The organism is Mesorhizobium robiniae, from assembly GCF_040545535.1.
Classification (GTDB): Bacteria; Pseudomonadota; Alphaproteobacteria; order Rhizobiales; family Rhizobiaceae; genus Mesorhizobium; species Mesorhizobium robiniae.
In genome coordinates this window covers 178524-196885 of sequence record NZ_JBEPMC010000003.1, presented here as the reverse complement: position 1 = coordinate 196885, position 18362 = coordinate 178524, and the positions used below count along the sequence as shown (strand labels likewise).

Genomic DNA, 18362 nt, shown 5'->3' with positions numbered 1-18362 from the left:
TACCGCATCGCCAAAGGGAACGGCAAATTGCGTCCAGGCAACGTCGCCCGCTGGCGCATGTCTCCCGTGAGCCCATCGCCGCCCATAGCGGCAGAGAAAGGAAGTCTTGATGACCCCTCGTAACGGCCTCGATTCGCTTCTTCGTCCTGAAGACTCGGTCCTCGTTCTGATCGACCACCAGCCCTATCAGCTCACAAACGTGAACAGCCACGATCCGCAAGCTGTGGTCAACAACACGACCGCGCTGGCGAAGCTGGCAAAAGCCTTCAATGTTCCGACCATTCTCACCAGCGTGATCGCGGCGCGCGGTGGACTTCTCTTTAAGCAGATCACCGACGTATTTCCGGACCAGGAAGTCATCGATCGCACCTGGGTGAACACCTGGCAGGACGAGAATGTGGTGAACGTCGTCAAGGCGACCGGCCGCAAGCAGCTGATCATCGCCGGCCTGTGGACCGAGGTCTGCGTCGCAATGCCTGTGATCCAGGCCGCCGGCCAAGGCTGGGACGTGACCGTGATCACCGACGCGTCGGGCGGGATTTCGAAGGAGTCTCACGAAGTTGCCATCCAGCGAATGATCGCGGCCGGCGCGAACGTGATGACCGTGATGGCGCTCGTTGGCGAATGGCAACGCGATTGGGCACGCACCGAGCATGTCGAGGAGCTGACCGAGATTCTCATCCAGCACTTCGGCGGCAGCGGCATCGCGTATCTTTGGGAGCAGCAGCTTCTCAACACGCCGGTGCCAAGCGCCGCGGGCTGATCTGGGCGGGGGTGACGGAAATCCTGAGCGATCGGCGCCAACACGCTGACTGCTTATCGAGCTCAGTCATCCCCGCCTCCACAAGCCGGCCGCTCATGCCTGAATGCAGGCGGCCGGCATGATCAACGGCCACTTCCTCCAGCCATTACCCGCGACCGATGATCGCCTGGCGTATTGCTCGGAGCGGCGGTCCGCGGACTCAGACTTACATCTCTTTTTCCCACCAGCCGCGGGTGTTCACGTTAGCGGCGTCAGCGAGAGCTTCCAACTCCGCGATGTCGTCGCTGGAGAGCGTCATATCGGTGGCCCGGACCAGACCATCGATGTAGTTGGGCTTGGTGACGCCGATGATCGGCGTCGTGCCCTTGGCGATGGCCCAAGCTGTCGCGACATCGGGCGCTGCTGCACCCTGCTTTTGGCCGATCGAGGCGAGTTTGTCCGTCAGCGCCTTCAGCGGAGGCAGCATGCCATTATAACTCTCCGCCCGGCTGCTGCCTTCCGGCAGCGGGTTCTCCGGACTGTACTCGCCGGTCAGGGCACCCTGTTCAAGCACTATATAGGCGAGGAACGGGATGTCATGGTTGCGGCAGTAGTCCAAGATGCCAGCATCCTCAGAGCTGCGGTAGAGGAGGCTATAGTGATTCTGGATGGCTTCGACCCGAAACCCGGCTTCTCCAAGGATCTGATCGGCGAGCTCGATTTCGCTCAGGTTGTGATTTGAGACGCCGACATGTCTAACCTTCCCGCTCTTCAGCAACGGGATCAGGTACGGCGTCCACCGCGCTACATCTGCTGGATTGTGAATCCAGTAGAGGTCGATGTAGTCGGTACCGAGGCGTGCCAGACTCTGCTCCAGCATGTCCGCCACCGGATCGTCCCTGGTTCCCGCGGCCTGCGGAGTGAACTTCGTGGAGAGCTGATAGTCGCTGCGGGCGTAGCGCTTCAATAGTTCTCCGAGTACGATCTCTGAACGGCCCATGCCGTACACAACGGCGGTGTCCCAGAGGGTAAATCCGGCCGCATGCGCCTTGTCCACGACCTCTTCCAGACCCTCCTGAGTCAGGTGGCTGCCGAAATGGCCGTTGCCAGTCTCGCCGCTGTCGCCCCAAGCCCAGGTGCCCAGTGCGACCGTGGGTGTCTTCAGTTTATCGCTTGTCATGTTTGCTCCATCCTTGTTCCGCGGCCAGGTTTGCTGTGACCAGGCGCCGCTGACACTGTGATGCGCGGCGACGTCGAACCGTTAGCCTGATGCGCCGGAATTACTGCCCAATCCTCCAGAAGCCGCGGGTTCGCGTTGCCGCTCTTCCGCGCGCGTGCGATGGTCCGATTCATGGAAACATTGATCGAAATCGCCGCCGTGATCGCCCGGCACGTCTCGAAGGATGGCTTCCACGCCACCCCCATCGAGCGTGTGACGCTTGTTCGATCCTCCACGGTGACGATGCCGATGCCGAATGTTTACAGGCCGCAACTGTGCCTTGTCGCGCAGGGGCGCAAAGAGGTTACGCTGGGCGACCGCATGTTCAGATATGCACCGGGGCGCTATGGGGTCGTGACCTACGACCTGCCTGTTATAGGCCATGTGGTCGAGGCGACGCCCGACAAGCCCTATCTCTGCCTGTACCTCGATTTCGATCCGGTCATGCTGGGGGAGTTGGCGTTGCGCGTGCCGCCGCCACCGGAAGCACCACCCCCGCCCATAGGCAAGACCGTCTCCGACGCCGGCGCCGGTCTGCTTGACGCGGCTCTACGCCTGCTGCGCCTGCTCGACGATCCGGCAGCGCTGCCCGTGCTCGGGCCGCTTGCCGAGCAGGAAATTCTCTATCGCCTGCTCGCCGGCCCGGACGGCGCCAGGATGCGCCACATCACCTCCAGCCAAGGTCGGGTGGCCCAGGTCGGCCGCGCCATCGCCTGGATCGGGAAGAACTTCCGGGAACGGTTCAGCATCGAGCGGCTTGCCGCGGAAGTAGGGATGAGTCCGTCGAGCCTGCACGAGCATTTCCGCGCCGTGACGGCGATGACGCCGCTGCAGTTTCAGAAGCAACTCAGGCTGCAGGACGCGCGCAGCCTGATGCTGGTCCAGGACATCGACGTCGCGACTGCCGCCTTCCGCGTCGGTTACGAAAGCCCGTCGCAGTTCAGCCGTGAATATCGCCGCCACTTTGGAGATCCGCCGGCGCGCGACATAGCCCGTCTGCGCGCTTCGCCGGGCTTGGCAGTGGTCGCTTGAGTTCAGCTCAGCCCGCCGCCCGCTGCCTCTCGGGCTGCGGCCTAGTCCTGATCATCTCGACCAGGCTGGCCTGGTCGGCATCGCCATAGCCCAATGCGACGGCTTTTTTTAGGAGCTGGAACATCGGCGCGATCAGCTCGGTGCTGACACCCTGGCCCTCGCTGGCCGCGATAAAGTTGTCGAAGGCCGCCGCCTGCATCTCGAGATTCGAGACGACATCGCTGCGGTAGTCGCCGCTGTCGATGCGCTGTGCCATGTCGGGCAGCCATGTCATGACCGCTCCGAGCCAGTTGGTCAGCATTGGCAGGAATTTTTCCGTCGGCACCTTTTCCGATCCGGTCAGCGCGAAGGCATGCGTAACGCCTGAGAACAGGCCATACATGGCGGTGAGCAGGGCAATGTCGTGCAACGGTGCCAGCCCGGCGTCGTCGCCGAGATATTTCGCCGCCCCCAGCGCGCCGAGCGCTTTCTCATGGGCCTCGAACGCCGCGTGCGCACCGCTGTAGAGGATCAGCGCCTCGGCTTGGCCGATCATCGGCGGAACCGCCATAATGCCGCCGTCGAGGTAGTCGGCGCCCTGGGTGGCTGCCCATTGCGCCATCTCGCGCGCCTGCGCTGGCGTGCCGTTGGTGAGGTTGACCAGCGTGCGGCCGGCAAGTGCATCCTTCGCCGGCTCGAGCGCCTCATACACGGTATCGTAGACCAGCAGGCAGGCGACCACGAGTCTGCTCGCCTCGACGGCATCCTTGACGCCCGCGGCGGCGACAGCGCCTTTGGCCACGAGGGCCTCAGCCTTGGCCGGCGAGCGGTTCCACACGGTCACGCTGAGGCCGCTTTTCAGGAGCGCCTCGGCTAAGGCCGAGCCCATGTCGCCAAGGCCGATGACGGATACGTCGGACATCTGTTTTCCTTTCTTTTTCGGTTCGATTGTGAAGTTACGCAGCGAGCTCTGCTGCGGCGTTCCTATTCACCCCATGGCCGGCGACAAGTCCTGGCCGAGGCCGCCGTCGACCTTGATCCGCTCGCCGGTGGTGAAGGTGGCGTCGAAGGCGAGGAACAAAACGGCGCGCGCCACTTCCTCCGGCGTGCCGTGGCGCTTCATCGGCGTCACCTCATCGCCGATCTTCATGAAGGCGGCGCGCTCTTCCGCCGAGGCGCCGGCCACACCCATGGTCGGCGTGTCGATGAAGCCGGGGCTCACCACGTTGACGCGGATTTTTCGCGACAGGAGTTCCGATGCCAGCACCTTGCCGAAGGCGCGCAGCGCCGCCTTGCTGGCGGAATACACCGCCATGCCGGCGATGCCGGAATCCTCGGCGATCGACGAGGTAAAGACGATCGCGCCGCCCTCCTTGATCAGAGGAATGAGGCGCTGGGCGGTGAAAAAGGCGCCCCTGGTGTTGATGTCGAACTGGCGGTCGTAGGACGCTTCAGTGACCTGGTCGAACGGTTCCAGCTCCGACACGCCGGCGTTCACGTGCAGGAAATCGATCTCCCCAAGCTTCTGCTCCACTTCCGCGTTGAGCACCGCGATGTCGCCCATGCTGGCGACATCGGACCGAACCGTATGGACGCTGTCGCCAAGCGCCTGACGGGCGTCCGCGAGGTTCTTTTCACTGCGCCCCGTGATCAGGACCTCGGCGTCGCCGTCGATCAACGCCTGCGCCACCGCCAGTCCCATTCCATGCGTGCCGCCGATGACAACGGCCTTCTTACCCTGAAATCTGCTCATGATTCGTCCTTATCCCGGCGCGAAGGGCGCCGCGGTCTGTCGGTTGAAACTGTCGGGAGCGGCCACTTTTTTGCCGCGCGAAACTATCCCAGTGGAAGCCTTGCCGCTGGCCTTCTGCCCGCATGCTCCGCGTCCTTAACGAAGCTAGGCGGGTGCTTTCGATTGCACAAGTACAGACAAAAAAGTAAGGTACTTACCAGATCCTCAGAATTGGAGACTTCCTTGGAAAAAAAACAAAGAGAACTGCCGGACAGTTGCGGATTGGGTCCCGCGCTCGGGGTGATCGGCGGCAAGTGGAAGGCACTTTTGCTCTGGCAGATCCACCAGGCGCAGCCCTGCCGTTTCGGCGAACTGAAAAGGCTGCAGCCGGCAATCAGCGAGAAGATGCTGATCCAGCACCTGCGCGAGATGGAGGCGGACGGCATCATCCACCGCGAGGTGTTTCACCAGGTGCCGCCGCGCGTGGAATATTCGGCCACGCCGGAAGGCGTCGAGCTCGACCTGGCGCTCGCTCCGCTGGCGGAATGGGGCAAAAAGCACCAGGAGCGGACGGAGAAGGCGAAGGTCGGAGCGGTGAGGGCAGTCCGAACCGCGACGGAAGCAGCCGCGCCGCTGAAATATCAGAATGCCCCAGCGGAAACGTAGCTATTGGTTTCGTCCACGCTGGCGCGCCATTTTTCGCCGCGATAGTCGGTGACCGCAAACGGCAGCGCATGTTTGTTTCTGGCAGATCAGCGGCGATCGGCGGAACACATGGGACGCGCCACCACATTTCCATGTCTACCATGACCCTATTTCGCCGTCGCAACGCCTGGTAATTGTTTGATGAAATCACCCATTTGCTCAACTCACCCGCAAAGCGAGCTTGCCAACATAGTGGGTGGTAAGCGCTCGGTGCGCATCGACAACCTGGTCGAACGGGAATGTACGGGCGACGTGGACGTCGAACGGGCCAGAGTCGATCAGGCGGTTGAGCTTGTCGGTCGCGTGCTGGCTGCGGGCGCCGTTGTAGCGAATGAGCTCCACGCCGGGCCGGACATTTGGCTCGGGCATCACGCCGTGGGGGCAGGCGACCCGACCGCCGTCGCGCACTGACGTCAGCGCGTGGTCGGCCGCCTCACCGCCGACGGTGACAAGGGCAGCGTCGAGGCCGCCAGCGGCGAATTCACGAGCGGCCGCCAGCACGTCGTCCTTGCGCCCGTTGACGATGGCGTCGGCGCCGAGCCGCTGCGATAGCGCCACGCCGTCATCGCCCGAAGCCACCGCCAAGACGCGGGCGCCCAATCGTTTTGCCACTTGGATGGCCACGTGCCCGATGCCGCCGCTGGCGCCGAAGATCATTATCGTATCGCCCTGCTTTATGCCGATCTCTTCCAGGCCGCTGAGCGCGGTCAACGCATCCCAGCCCATGACGCCCGCTTGTTCGATCGTGAGCTTGGCGGAGATGAGCGCCACGTTGTCCGCATCCGTTACTGCGTACGTGGCGTAGGTTCCACCCTTGGGAAGTGGCATGGATGCGGCGTACACCCGGTCGCCTTCCTTGAAGCGGCTGACTTGGCCGCCAACGGCGACGACTGCGCCCGCGCAATCCCAGCCGAGCACATAGGGGAATGTCGACGGCATTCCGAAAGCCCCGTCGTAGCGACCCTCACGCTCGACCGCGTCCCACGAGGCCACGCCCGCCACTTCGACCCGGATCAGGACTTCGCTCGGCCCGACCTTGGGCACTGACACGGCTCGCACAGTAATCAGATCGGCTCCGCCGAACCGGTCGATGGCGGCGGCCTGCATTGTATCCGTTTGTGCATTCGTCATGCGTTTTCTCCTAAGAATACGGTTGGTCATGAAACCCGCTTGTAGCGGCGGTGGATCGAGCATCGCCGACGAGCGCCGATCCCATACTGTCCAGCACTGATTGCAGGCATCATTCCGACACCCCATTTCATTGGCGCAACGCTCGGCTCGCTTGTCGTTCGAGGGAGAGCTATGATTTGGGAAGCGCGACGCCAATACGCACGGAAGCGTAAGTGGTTACCTGCCGGTAAGGAGGGCAAGTGAACAAACCCACCGAGAATGGTTTTGCAACCGCGATAAAGATGGTCTCCGGCAAGTGGAAGCTAGACATCATCTGCGAACTCGGCGCGACACCACGCAGGTTCGGCCGGCTGCGGCAGTCGATTCCGACGATCAGCGAAAAGATGCTGACGCAGCAGCTGCGAGATCTTGAGGCAGACGGGCTTGTGAACCGAAAAGTCCATCCAGGCTCTCCGGCCAAGGTCGTCTATTCGTTGACGGAAATCGGATCGACGCTCTGTGCTGAGGCAGAGGGCTTATGCCGCTGGGGCGAACAGCTCCGTTGCTCGGGTCAGCCGGAATGACCGCGCGCCAGGCTGAGACGATGTGGGCTTCGGCCCCGTTCGAACCGCATTGACAGCCTACTGAAGCCCACAGCTAGGTGCGATCGAATACGGCCTGAATCGCACCGACAAAAGCGAGGGGGTTGGCCGTCTTTTCGAACGCGATCGAAACATGCCCGTCAGGCAGCGCTATGACAAGCTGCAAGAATTTGCCGTAACCCACGATGATGAATTCCGCCCCGCCGCAATCTATGTCACCTCGTTGCTTCACGAGGGTGAGGAGTGCCGGATTGACCAGCAATTCCTCATAGCGATCGCTCTCTGAACTGGACGCATCAGCGATCCCTTCACGCTCCGCCCGATCAAGACGGTCGCCCCGATAGGTCGCGACGTACCGAATGTCAGGTGAAATCTCGAAGATACGATCATGAAAAGTCATCGCCATTCACCATCGAGATGATCGCATGGGCTGCTCACCCAGCCTAGTCTTGGCAGTTCGCCAAAACAACAGGGCTAGCTTATGCGCTTTCCGCCGGGCCGCTCATTGGGTGGTACGAGCTGAGCAGGTGCGCGTGCTTAGAATGCTCCTGCGCGTCCATCCAGTGTGGATAACTTACGTAAACGGCCTCGGTATCGTCTTCTGCCGCTTCGTAGGCGAGCGCGGTACCTTTTGTGAGAAAGATGATTTCACCCGCCTTGGCGGTCTTTGCACCGTCGGCGGTCCGGATCGTAAGGGCACCCTTGGTGACGATGAGGACTTCGTCATACGTGACGACCCATTCATTCTTTTCCCCTTTCCTCTTGTTGCGATAGTAACCCGCGCTCATGTGGCCGCTGTTGGATTGATCGAGGACGTCGCCTACGAAAATCTCTTTGTCGAGGTACTGGAAAAATTTGGCGTCTTCGTTCGTGTAGTGGTTGACAGTCATTTCTCTGCTCCTATGCCATGGATTCTTGAAACGAGGGCGGCGCTTACCCTGGATGGCTTTACTGAGAGGGTCCGCCACGCCAGGGCGCCGCCGTTCCGAGGGCTACGGCTAGCACGTCGGCCAAGCCGCGACCGGCGCTGCCGTCCTCGTCAAGGCGCGGATTGTAGATCGTGACCTCGAGGCCGACCGCTTTTCCGCTCGCGAGGGCGATGCGGAGCGCAGCCTCAAGCTCGTTCCACGACAGGCCGCCCGGCACACGGAAATCGACTGCCGGCATGATGGCATCGTCGAGACAATCGGCGTCGAGGTGGATGAAAAAGCCGTCCAGCTCCGCCCGCATCAGGTGGTCAAGCGCGGCGCGGGCGGCGCTTTCCACACCCATGCTGCGCACAGCGTGAAGATCATAGGCGCGGAGCTCAGGCGGAAGGGGCTGGCTGCCGAATTTGGCTTGGTCTTCGTGATCGCGAAAGGCGAATGCCACGGCATCCTCGGGTCGCACCAGCGGAGAACGGCCCTCAATATTGGTCAGCAGCGCCGGCCCGTGTCCGGTGAGGAAGGCAAGGTCCATGGACGCGCCCTCGCCGTTGGGCTCCGCCTCAGGCTGGAAGAAGTCAGCATTGCCGTCGATGAAGAGCAGGCCGTAGCGCCCGCGTCGCTTGAGGGCGAGCATCGAGCCCAGCACGATCGTGCAGTCGCCACCCAGCACCACCGGAAATTCGCCCGCGTCCAACACTGCTTCTACAGCATTCGCCAGCTTGGGAGACCAATCCGCGATGGCTTTGGCATTCAGCGTCCGCGTGTCGGGATCGGGCGTTGGGTCCTTCTGCGGGACCTGAAGTCGGCCGGCGCGCCGTGCGCCGATGCGCTCGGCCAGGCCGAATCCAAGAAGCCTGCCGGGGAGGCCCTCGACACCGTCGGTCGCCAGACCCAGCGTGGAAGGTGCCTCGATGATGGCATAAGGATGCATGGACATCGATCCTCCTTTTCTCATCCCGTCAGAACCGGTGCCTGACAGTTTGCGGCATCGATCGTCGGGCCTTGTTACAACAGCTGAATGCCCAGACCCTCAGGCAGGTTCCATTGAATATGTATTCCGAACGAATATAATGGAGAAATGGCACGTGACATAACGCCCAACCTGCTCGGCGCTTTCGCGCTTTCTCTCACCGACGAAATCCTGGCCGCCGGCAGAAAAGCCTCGGGGCTCAGTCCCAGCGGATGCGCGGCCGTTGTGACGCTTGGCCCTTATCCCGGCACAACCATCAAACTGCTGGCTCGCGCCCTCGGACTGACGCATTCGGTCGCCGTTCGCCTCGTCGAGGACCTCGTCTCGGACGGGCTGGTCAAGCGCAAGCCGGGCAAGGACCGACGGCAAGTCGAGCTGCGGCTCACCGCCAAAGGCCGCGCCTTGCGTGCGAGGATCGTCACGGCACGCGAGCAGGTGCTGGCCGACGCGTTGGCCGCCGTCGACGCTCGTTCGACGCAAGTGCTTGGTGAAGTCCTGGCAACAATGCTGACCCGGCTGACACGGAGCCGCGCCCGCGCAGACCACATCTGCAGGCTTTGCGACGAAGACATCTGCGCGTCCGACATCTGCCCCGTGGAACGGGAGGCTGTGCGCTTGACCGGGGAGGTGTCATGAACAACAAGGCGTCAGAACGATGCCACGCGTGGCGCCCGAAACTCTGGCAGGCGATCCTGGCGGTGGTTCTGTCCGCCGCCTGCTGGGGGCTGGCGACCGTCATGACCAAGGACGCTCTGTCGGCCGTGCCGCCGTTCCTGATGCTGACCATGCAGCTCAGCGCGAGCATCGCATTTCTATGGCTTGCCGTCGGCGTCACGCAGCAGACGGTCCAACTCGACAAACGCGCGACGAGGCTCGCGCTCTCCGGCGTGCTGGAGCCGGGACTTTCTTATGGCGTCGGCGTACCAGGGCTTGCGCTCACCAGTGCCGCTTCCGCCTCGGTCATCGGCGCGACGGAAACCGCGCTGGTCACGCTGTTTGCCTGGCTGCTGCTCAAGGAGCGGCTGAAACTCCGCCTTCTCGTCATGATCGTCGTGGCAATGGGCGGCGTGATGCTGATCACGGCAAGCGCCGCAGAAGGCGTGGGTAGAGGAAGCGCCGCCGGCAACCTGCTGGTCCTGCTCGGCACGGTTTTTGCGGCGCTCTATGTCATCAACTCGCGTGTGCTGATTGCGGACGTCGCACCGCTGCCGCTTGCCGCTCTGCAGCAGAGCGTCGGCTTCGTTTTCGCTCTTCTGCTGCTGATAGGCAGTTGGCTGTTTGGGCTGGAGCATTTGCCGGAATCGATTCCGGCATGGCTGATTTTCCTCGCGCTTGCCTCGGGCGTCGTCCAATACGCGCTGGCCTTCTGGTTCTATCTGATAGGGCTTCAGGTGCTGCCGGCTGGAACGGCCGCTGCGATCCTGACCTTGATTCCGGTCTTCGGCGTTAGTGGTGCGATGGTTTTCCTTGGCGAGGGGCTGACGCCGCCGCAGTGGCTGGGCTGCACGATTGTGATCGCCGCAACGGCAGCCATGACCTTGCTGGTCAAGAAAGAGAAAGAGGAAGGCGCGGCGGAATGTGACATGCATGACCGGTCCCGAGGCGGGCGCCAAATACTGCCGTAAGCCGCGGCTTTTTCAGCCGGAGCCGATAACGAGAGTGGAGTGGCGCCGGGTCCCTCCCGCAGCGGACGCCGGTTAATGTCACAAGGAGCCGTCCCCGGCGCCGGCGTCCGGGGATTCTTCCCCAAGTGTTTTGGATACGGGATCAGCCCTGCGACGACGGCTTCCAGTCAGCCGACGGAATGACGTTGACCATCCACGGGACGCCGAACCTGTCGATCAGGGAGCCGAAGCCGGGCGACCAGAAAGTCTCGCCGAACGGCATGATCGCCTTGCCGCCTTCAGACAGTTGGTCGAACCAGCGCTGGGCCTCGGCCTTGTCTTCGGTGTGCAGGGTGACGTCGAAGCCGTTCTTGGGCTTGTCGATGTTGGGAGCCCATTCGACGTCCATGTCGGCGCCCATCAGCGCTTGGTTGCCGACATCGAGCCAGCAATGCATCAGCCAGGTCTTGTGCTTCTCATCGGAGATCGGCATGCCCGGAGGCGCATCGCCATAGGGCATGGCAGCGGTGATCTTCCCGCCAAGAACTTTGGCATAGAACTCGAAAGCCTCGCGGCACTGGCCCCGAAAGCTCAAGCTGGTCACGATTTTCATTGTCGTCTCCTTTCTGATCGGGCGTTTGACACTCAGGCGAGATTGAGCTGCCAGGACACGCCGAAGCGGTCGGCGACCCAGGCGAAGCGCTTACTGAAACCGTAATCGTCCAGCGGCATCAGCACCTTGCCCCCCTCCGACAGTTCGGCGCAGAGCCGCTCCTGCTCCTCGCTCGACGTGCAGTCGACGAAGAAGGACCAGGACGGGGTGAAATCGAACGCGTGCTTTACCGGGCTGTCGCTGGCCAGCACGCTCTGCCCGGCAACCCTGAAGCGGGCCAGCTTGATGCTGCCCTCCGCGCCTTGCTCGCCCTTCTGCCAGCGCGTGACATCGAGAATCTCACCATCGTCGAACAGCGAGACATAGAGGTCCATAGCCGTTTCGGCATGGCCGCCCTGGAACATGAGGAATGGTTGCATCGTGGACATTGGTCGCTTTCTGCGTCAGATCCTCAAGGAGAGCGTCATCGACGCCGATTGACGCTTCCTCATCTACGTTGATAGCAACGTAGGAAGTCCGTGGATGTCAACCTTTTCAGATGCACGCTCCTGCCAACCCTTGCCTTCGAGACCACGCTTCTGGTGCGTGACACATGCCTGTGCCGGCAAGCTCAACACGGAAATCCTCTTCTGGCTTTCGACCGCGCATCCAAGATTGCGGAAAAGGCGTGGATCGAGCATATTGTCCAGCTCAGATGGGTCCAAATTGGGACTAACATTCGTAGGTGTAATAGATTTGATCTGAAAATTTACTTTCCAAGTATTTATTGCCACTTATCTAGACGTCGTAGCCGGCAACCGCCAGGATAACTTAGTCCGTCATGACAGGAAACAGAAAATGCTTCGCCGATCTGTCCTCGCAGGTGTCGCTTCCCTACTGCTGCTGACGGCCCCTCTCGTTGCGACAGGAGAAACCATGAGCGAAACTTCATTGCATGCGGCGGCCGGAAACAACGATGTCGCCACGATCACCAGGCTTCTGGCCAAAGGTGCGGAAATCGATGCGCGCGACGATGCCGGCGCCACCGCGCTGCTGGTCGCTACGCACGCCAACCGGATCGACGCTGCCAGGACGTTGATCGAGGCCGGCGCAGACGTCAACGCCAAGGACAAGATCCAGGACAGCCCCTACCTCTATGCCGGTGCCCACGGGCATCTTGAAATCCTCAAGATGACGCTGATGCACGGGGCCGACCTGAAAAGCGTTAACCGCTACGGCGGCACGGCCCTCATACCTGCCTCAGAGCGGGGCCATGTCGAGACGGTGCGAACGCTGATCGAGGCCGGCGTCGCCGTCGATCATGTCAACAAGCTCGGCTGGACCGCGCTTCTGGAGGCGATCATCCTCGGCGATGGCGGCGAGCGGCACCAACAGATCGTCGACCTGCTGGTTAAAGCCGGCGCCGACGTCAACCTCGCCGACGGCAAGGGGATGACGCCGCTCCAGCACGCCCGCGCGGGCGGCTACAAGGAGATCGAGGCAACGCTATTGGCAGCCGGCGCGTCTGAAGATCCAGCACATCGATGAAGGCAATCGACGGGACCCGCTTTCTCGACGCCATCGAACTCGCCCGCGCCAGTATAGGCAAGGGCGGCCGTCCCTTCGGCGCAGTGCTGGTGCGGGACGGCGCGGTGGTCGCCACCGGTGTCAACGAGATCCTTTGATACCGCCCATCCTTGCGTCATCAGGCGGGCCGACCCGGCGGTTCCTTCGCCGCTGCGGTTTCCTCCGAACTGAGGGCGCCCGGCCGCAGCTTGAACAGAATCAGCAGCGGGCCGGCGACGAAGATGGAGGAATAGGTCCCGGCGAGGATGCCGAAGATCATCGCGATCGTGAAGGACTGGATGACTTCGCCGCCCCAGATCGAAAGCGCCGCCAGCGCAAACAGCGTGGTCACGCCGGTCAGGACCGTTCGCGCCAGCGTCTGGTTCATCGACAGGTCGAGCAACTCGGCGATCGGCATCCTTTTGTAGCGGCGTAGATTCTCGCGGACCCGATCATAGACGACAACCGTATCGTTGATCGAATAACCGACGATCGTCAGGATCGCGGCTATCGAGGTCAAATTGAACTCTATGCCCGCGACGACGTAGAAGCCGACCATCAGGATCACGTCGTGGAACGTCGAAATGATGGCGCCGAGCCCGAACTGCCACTCGAACCTGACCCAGATGTAGACGAGCATTGCCAGCAGCGAAGCGAGCACGCCCATTGTGCCGTTGAACGCGAGTTCCGAGGACACAGTCGGACCGACGACCTCGATGCGGCGGAACTCGTAGTCGGCTTCGAGCGCGCTTCTCACTTTCTGGACGGCGGTCTGTTCGGCAACGTCGCCGCCCCCCTGGGTGCCGATGCGTATCAGCACATCCCGGGTCGACCCGAATTCCTGCACCTGCACTTCGCCCAGTTCGAGACCGGTCAGCCGCTCGCGAATGTCGCCGATGTCGGCCTGCTGACCCTTCGCCTGCACCTCGATGCTCGACCCGCCGCGGAAGTCGATGCCGTAGTTCATGCCGACAGTGAAGAACGCCGCAACCGAAGCAATCGACAATAGCAGGGACAGTGTGAAGGCGTACTTTCGGAATGCCATGAAAGGCACGCGCGTATCGTCGGGCACCAGGCGCATGACGCCGCTGGGCATGGCTTTCGGGCGCTGCCGGCGAAGCCAGAATGCGACCAGCCAACGCGTCAGCGTGAACGCCGTGAACACGGTGGTGACGATGCCGATGGCGAGGGTGACGGCAAACCCCTTGATCGGTCCTGAGCCGAGAAAGAACAGGATGACGGCGGCAATCAGCGTCGTCACATTGGCGTCGACGACGGTCGCCAGCGCCTGTTTGAACCCGGAATCCATCGACTGTACGATCGAGCGCCCTTGGCGGCTCTCTTCGCGGACGCGCTCGAAGATAATGACGTTGGAATCCACCGCCATGCCCATCGTCAGCACGATGCCGGCGATGCCAGGCAGCGTCAGCGTCGCGCCGAGAATGGACAGGACGGCGATGATCAATGCGACGTTGGCCAGGAGCGCGACGTTGGCGATAAGTCCCAGCCGGCCATAGGCGAACAGCATGAAGCCGACGACCAGGAATCCGGCGACGATTGCCGCGAACTGGCCCGCGTCGATCGAATCGCTGCCGAGACTCGGGCCAACGGTGCGTTCCTCGACGATGGTGAGGTCGGCAGGCAGTGCGCCGGCGCGCAGCAGGACCGCAAGGTCGTTCGCGCCTTCCACCGTGAAACTGCCGGATATCTGCCCGGTGCCGCCCAGGATCGGTTCGCGGATCTGCGGCGCGGAGATCACCTCATTGTCGAGAATGATCGCGAACAGGCGCCCGACATTGGTCTGAGTAGCCTGACCGAAGCGGCCGGCGCCGCGGCTGTCGAAGCGAAACGAGACCACCGGCTCGTTGGTGCGCTGGTCGAAGGTTGCCTGCGCATCGACGAGGTTTTCACCGGAGACGATGATCCGGTTCTCGATCAGATGGGGAACCCGCGGCTCGTCCGTCGAATACATGACCGTCGAGCCCGCCGGTGGCCGGCCGGAGATCGCCTCCTCGACCGGAATCGAGTGGTCGACCATCTGAAAAGTCAGCTTCGCGGTCTGTCCCAGGATATCCTTCAGCCGCTGCGGATCCTGCAGGCCCGGCACCTGGACCATGATGCGGTCCGAACCCTGGCGCTGGATGATCGGCTCGGTCGTGCCGAGCTCGTTCACGCGCCGGCCCACCACCTCGATCGATTGAGTCAGCGCCGCGGCGATCCGGTAGTCGATCCCGGCTTCGGTCAGCGTAAAACGCAGCAGGCCCGGCTCCGGCTCGGCCATCTCCATCTCGGTCACGGAGCCGCTCATGAAAAGTCCGGTCGAGATCGGCTGCGTCAACTTCTCGAGCGTGCTCTTCGCAGCTTCGATCTGAGCTTGGTCGCGAATGCGGACCTGGATCGAATTCGTGGTGCCGGTAAGCCCGGTATAGCCGATCTGGGCGTCGCGCAACGATGTGCGGACCTCGTCGCGGGCCGATTCGAGGCGTTCGTTGGCGAGGTCCTGCCGATCGATCTGGAGCAGAATATGCGAGCCGCCCTGCAGGTCGAGCCCCAGCGTCAGCCGCTGCTTTGGCAGCCAATGCGGCAGCGATGCCAGAGTAGAGGCGGGAACCAAATTGGGCGCTGCGTAGAGGACACCGGCCAGGACCGTCAGCCAGATGAGAATGGTCTTCCAGCGCGAAAAGTGCAGCATATTTTTATCCGTTCAGCCCATATCGGGCGGAAAACCGCCTCCGACAAGTGCTTTGGCGTTCCGATCGGCGAGCCACCCGATGAGAGCCCGGGAACGCGATGTGAAAGTTTTGGAAGTCGAGGGCCGCGGTCGCGCGGCCAACGTCATGCCGTGAGAAGCGGAGGTGCGCGCGCATCGAAGGCGCGGATCGGCGACAGGTTCGGCCCGTCCTCAGACCATACAGAAAACGGTGCGGCTGACGCGGTTTCGAGCGGCAGGCGCAGATCCGGGATAATGCAAAAGGGCTTGCCGTTTCCCGCAATGGCAGGCGTTCCCGTCTTGAAACGGGAAGTCTCGGCAGCAACACGGCGCGCAATGTCGCGGACATGGAAAGTCGGGTGTGTGGCTGGCTCGGTTGCGCCGAGCCGCATTTGCTCTTTGGCAAGGTCCTGTCCGACGTGGTCGGCTGTTGCCGCAGGGATGGTCCAGATCAAAAAGAGCAACGAAGCGAGCAGCCGCAGACCAGCACCCATGCTGAGCAGAATGCCGGGCCTTAGGCTACCCTGTCTTCGACCGCTTCGTCTCATCTCACCGGTACGGTTCGTCATACACTGCGGCAAAATACGCTTTCGCCGCCGTTGTCTCAGTAAGCGGCAAGCCGCCCTCATCGTCTAACTACAGCACTTGCATCGCGAATTGAAGCGCACCTTTCACGTACCCGAAGAGGCGTCCTCCCGGCATTGTCAGATGCGCATCCTGTTACGGCCGCCCACAGGAGAAGACCGCCCCAAACACCCCTTTTTTCGGATAGGTTCGGCTAGGTATTGAACGGACAGATCGAACTTCGTATACCGGTATACGAATAACCATTCTGTTTAACTTTCGCCACCTTCGTCAGGGAATATTCAGGCTGCGCGCCAAGACGCGGGCCTACGTGCCGCTGACGGAATCCTGCCAGACCATTTGGAGACGCCCATGGCCGACACCTCGAACAGGCTCCGTATTGCAGTCCTCTTTGGCGGACGCTCCGCCGAACATGACGTTTCGGTTCTGTCGGCAACCAATATCATGCGTGCGCTGGAACCCGCGAAATACGATGCCGTTCCCATCTTCGTCACCCGCCAAGGACAATGGCTGCTGAGCAGCTTCGCGCACGGCACGCTGGCGAAACCTTCGAGCGGTACGGAAGTCTGTCTGGTGCCGGGTGGACAAGGACGGGTGTTGGCGATCCCGACGAATAGTGCGCCCCATGAACTGCCTGGTATCGACATCCTGTTTCCCGCCCTGCATGGCCTCCACGGCGAGGACGGCTCCGTGCAGGGGCTCGCGGAGGTGGCGCGCGTTCCGCTTGCCGGCTGCGGCATTCTCGGTTCGGCCACAGCCCTCGACAAGGACATTGCCAAGCGGCTGCTGAACGAGGCGGGCTTGCCCACCGCGCGGTCGATGACAATCGATCGCGGCGCCGCACCGGCCTTTGCGGAACTGCAGAGCGCGCTTGGGCTTCCGCTTTTCATCAAACCGGCCCGGCAGGGCTCCTCTGTCGGCGTCAGTAAGGTTTCGGCTGAAAAAGACTACGAGGCAGCACTGACGGAAGGTTTTAGCCACGACCGCAAGCTGCTGGCCGAAGAATTCATTCGAGGCCGTGAGATCGAGTGCAGCGTGCTGGAGGATACGCAAGGCGGTCTTTTCGTTTCCCGTCCCGGCGAGATCGTGCCAGCACAGAGCCACGGTTTCTACAGCTACGATGCCAAATATGTCGACGCGGACGGCGCGGCGCTGAAAGTCCCGGCCGAACTGCCGCAGGAGATCGAAGACAATATTCGCGCGATAGCGGCAAAGGCCTTCCGGGCGGTCGGCTGCGACGGCATGGCCCGCGTCGATTTCTTCGTGACGCCGGACATGCGCGTCCTCATCAACGAGCTCAACACCATTCCCGGTTTCACCGATATCAGCATGTATTCCAAGGCGATGGCGGCAAGCGGCATCAGCTACCCCGAGATCATCGATCGGCTGGTCGCGCACGGGCTGGCACGCGCGGGCCGATCAGCGTGATGATGGCGAAGGCTTTGTCGCAAAACTCCTAAGTTCTGTTTCGCACTGTTAATCGCAGGAGAGCACTAAAGGCGTGGTTCTTGACGATCTCACGCGAATTTTGCATTTTGAAAATAGCGCTACGTAGGGTGCACCGGCTTTGGGCCGACTGGGCAATGCCCGCCTGCGAACTCTAGAGGTAGCGCCTATGCCGAACCTCGAAAACCTTAAGAAGCAAGCCAAGCAGTATTTGCGGTGGCATCGCGAGCGTTATTATCCGGTCGCGGCTCAGATCCGGGCTGTTTTGCCACGATTTCAGCACCTCGACGATACCCAGATACTGGAATCCAGCTTCAAGCTAAATGACGCGCAAGAACTTGTCGCGCGTCAATTGGGATTCGAGGGATGGCAGGCGCTCAAGTCAGGAGCCCATGCCATGACCACACAAACCAGACAGAACACCCCCCGCCCCATTCTGAGTTCCGCCTCTGCGCAACTGTTCGTCTCCGACATCAAAGCGTCGTGTGACTTTTTCGTGGACAAACTCGGCTTTGCAATCGACTTCGTTTACGGGGATCCACCGTTCTACGGGCAGATTATACGTGACAAAGCGCAGCTCGCACTGCGGCTGGTCTGCGAGCCTGTGTTTGTTGACGATATACGACAACGCGAACATCTGCTCTCCGCCTCAATCACGGTCGAAACCGCAAGCGAGATCAAGCGCCTCTTTCTGGATTTCCAAGCCGCCTGAGTGGATTTTCACCAAACGCTCAAGAAAGAGCCGTGGGGTGCTCGAAATTTCATTATTCTGGACCCGGACGGAAATCTCATACTGTTTGCTGGTCCGGCCGACTGAACATATTCCTTGAATCTCCGGGCGC

Annotated in this window: 19 protein-coding genes and 2 pseudogenes; 10 read left to right on the top strand and 11 right to left on the bottom strand. The window is 61.8% G+C overall.

Annotated features, from left to right (window positions below):
• Positions 1–109 precede the first annotated feature (109 nt).
• Positions 110–763: a hydrolase gene (locus ABID19_RS09045; protein ID WP_354489808.1), complete on the top strand. Its 654-nt coding sequence runs from the start codon at positions 110–112 to the stop codon at positions 761–763.
• A 205-nt stretch (positions 764–968) separates the two neighbouring features.
• Here ABID19_RS09045 and ABID19_RS09040 read toward each other — a convergent pair whose 3' ends face one another.
• On the bottom strand, positions 969–1922 hold the full coding sequence (locus tag ABID19_RS09040) for an aldo/keto reductase (protein ID WP_354489806.1): 954 nt from the start codon (positions 1920–1922) through the stop codon (positions 969–971).
• Between the two features lie 171 nt (positions 1923–2093).
• Here ABID19_RS09040 and ABID19_RS09035 point away from each other — a divergent pair, with 171 nt between their 5' ends.
• A complete protein-coding gene (locus tag ABID19_RS09035) occupies positions 2094–2993 on the top strand; it encodes an AraC family transcriptional regulator (RefSeq protein ID WP_354489804.1) in 900 nt (299 codons plus the stop codon).
• A 7-nt stretch (positions 2994–3000) separates the two neighbouring features.
• On the opposite strand, the gene ABID19_RS09030 is transcribed toward ABID19_RS09035, so the two are convergent.
• The gene (locus tag ABID19_RS09030) at positions 3001–3894 is read right to left on the bottom strand and encodes an NAD(P)-dependent oxidoreductase (protein ID WP_354489802.1); all 894 of its coding nucleotides are present in this window, start codon (positions 3892–3894) and stop codon (positions 3001–3003) included.
• Positions 3895–3960: 66 nt separating this feature from the next.
• Positions 3961–4725, bottom strand: a complete 765-nt coding sequence (locus ABID19_RS09025; RefSeq protein WP_354489800.1) for an SDR family oxidoreductase — start codon at positions 4723–4725, stop codon at positions 3961–3963.
• A gap of 222 nt (positions 4726–4947) precedes the next feature.
• On the opposite strand from ABID19_RS09025, the gene ABID19_RS09020 reads away from it, so the two are divergent.
• Positions 4948–5370, top strand: a complete 423-nt coding sequence (locus ABID19_RS09020; RefSeq protein ID WP_354489798.1) for a winged helix-turn-helix transcriptional regulator — start codon at positions 4948–4950, stop codon at positions 5368–5370.
• Positions 5371–5568: 198 nt separating this feature from the next.
• Here the strand turns inward: ABID19_RS09020 and ABID19_RS09015 are convergent, their stop codons facing one another.
• Complete coding sequence (locus ABID19_RS09015) at positions 5569–6540, bottom strand: quinone oxidoreductase family protein (RefSeq protein WP_354489796.1); 972 nt, start codon at positions 6538–6540, stop codon at positions 5569–5571.
• Positions 6541–6779: 239 nt separating this feature from the next.
• On the opposite strand from ABID19_RS09015, the gene ABID19_RS09010 reads away from it, so the two are divergent.
• Positions 6780–7103 carry a winged helix-turn-helix transcriptional regulator gene (locus tag ABID19_RS09010; protein WP_354489794.1) on the top strand — a complete coding sequence of 108 codons (324 nt, stop codon included), beginning with the start codon at positions 6780–6782 and terminating at the stop codon, positions 7101–7103.
• Positions 7104–7176: 73 nt separating this feature from the next.
• On the opposite strand, the gene ABID19_RS09005 is transcribed toward ABID19_RS09010, so the two are convergent.
• The 3 genes from ABID19_RS09005 to ABID19_RS08995 form a co-directional block, all read right to left on the bottom strand.
• Positions 7177–7527 carry a hypothetical protein gene (locus ABID19_RS09005; protein ID WP_354489792.1) on the bottom strand — a complete coding sequence of 117 codons (351 nt, stop codon included), beginning with the start codon at positions 7525–7527 and terminating at the stop codon, positions 7177–7179.
• Between the two features lie 73 nt (positions 7528–7600).
• Entirely contained in the window at positions 7601–8011 is a 411-nt protein-coding gene (locus ABID19_RS09000; protein WP_354489790.1) for a hypothetical protein, read from the bottom strand.
• Positions 8012–8069: 58 nt separating this feature from the next.
• Complete coding sequence (locus tag ABID19_RS08995; RefSeq protein ID WP_354489788.1) at positions 8070–8984, bottom strand: arginase family protein; 915 nt, start codon at positions 8982–8984, stop codon at positions 8070–8072.
• A gap of 141 nt (positions 8985–9125) precedes the next feature.
• Between ABID19_RS08995 and ABID19_RS08990 the strand changes: the two genes are divergently transcribed.
• The gene (locus ABID19_RS08990) at positions 9126–9653 is read left to right on the top strand and encodes a MarR family winged helix-turn-helix transcriptional regulator (protein ID WP_354489787.1); all 528 of its coding nucleotides are present in this window, start codon (positions 9126–9128) and stop codon (positions 9651–9653) included.
• Positions 9650–10642, top strand: a complete 993-nt coding sequence (locus ABID19_RS08985; RefSeq protein ID WP_354489785.1) for a DMT family transporter — start codon at positions 9650–9652, stop codon at positions 10640–10642. The genes ABID19_RS08990 and ABID19_RS08985 overlap by 4 nt, the downstream gene beginning before the upstream one ends.
• 142 nt (positions 10643–10784) lie before the next feature.
• Here ABID19_RS08985 and ABID19_RS08980 read toward each other — a convergent pair whose 3' ends face one another.
• Complete coding sequence (locus ABID19_RS08980) at positions 10785–11234, bottom strand: VOC family protein (protein WP_354489783.1); 450 nt, start codon at positions 11232–11234, stop codon at positions 10785–10787.
• A gap of 32 nt (positions 11235–11266) precedes the next feature.
• On the bottom strand, positions 11267–11662 hold the full coding sequence (locus ABID19_RS08975) for a VOC family protein (RefSeq protein ID WP_354489781.1): 396 nt from the start codon (positions 11660–11662) through the stop codon (positions 11267–11269).
• Between the two features lie 487 nt (positions 11663–12149).
• Between ABID19_RS08975 and ABID19_RS08970 the strand changes: the two genes are divergently transcribed.
• Together ABID19_RS08970 and ABID19_RS08965 are read left to right on the top strand one after the other, a co-directional pair.
• On the top strand, positions 12150–12761 hold the full coding sequence (locus ABID19_RS08970) for an ankyrin repeat domain-containing protein (RefSeq protein ID WP_435528705.1): 612 nt from the start codon (positions 12150–12152) through the stop codon (positions 12759–12761).
• Positions 12758–12895: pseudogene (locus ABID19_RS08965) on the top strand (nucleoside deaminase); the annotation flags it as partial. The gene ABID19_RS08970 and the pseudogene ABID19_RS08965, both read left to right, overlap by 4 nt.
• A gap of 23 nt (positions 12896–12918) precedes the next feature.
• Here the strand turns inward: ABID19_RS08965 and secDF are convergent.
• Positions 12919–15471 carry a protein translocase subunit SecDF gene (gene secDF, locus ABID19_RS08960; protein WP_354489777.1) on the bottom strand — a complete coding sequence of 851 codons (2553 nt, stop codon included), beginning with the start codon at positions 15469–15471 and terminating at the stop codon, positions 12919–12921.
• Between the two features lie 143 nt (positions 15472–15614).
• Complete coding sequence (locus tag ABID19_RS08955) at positions 15615–15983, bottom strand: hypothetical protein (RefSeq protein ID WP_354489775.1); 369 nt, start codon at positions 15981–15983, stop codon at positions 15615–15617.
• A 442-nt stretch (positions 15984–16425) separates the two neighbouring features.
• On the opposite strand from ABID19_RS08955, the gene ABID19_RS08950 reads away from it, so the two are divergent.
• The gene (locus tag ABID19_RS08950) at positions 16426–17502 is read left to right on the top strand and encodes a D-alanine--D-alanine ligase family protein (RefSeq protein ID WP_354489774.1); all 1077 of its coding nucleotides are present in this window, start codon (positions 16426–16428) and stop codon (positions 17500–17502) included.
• A gap of 187 nt (positions 17503–17689) precedes the next feature.
• Positions 17690–18337, top strand: a pseudogene (locus tag ABID19_RS08945) (VOC family protein).
• Positions 18338–18362 lie beyond the last annotated feature (25 nt).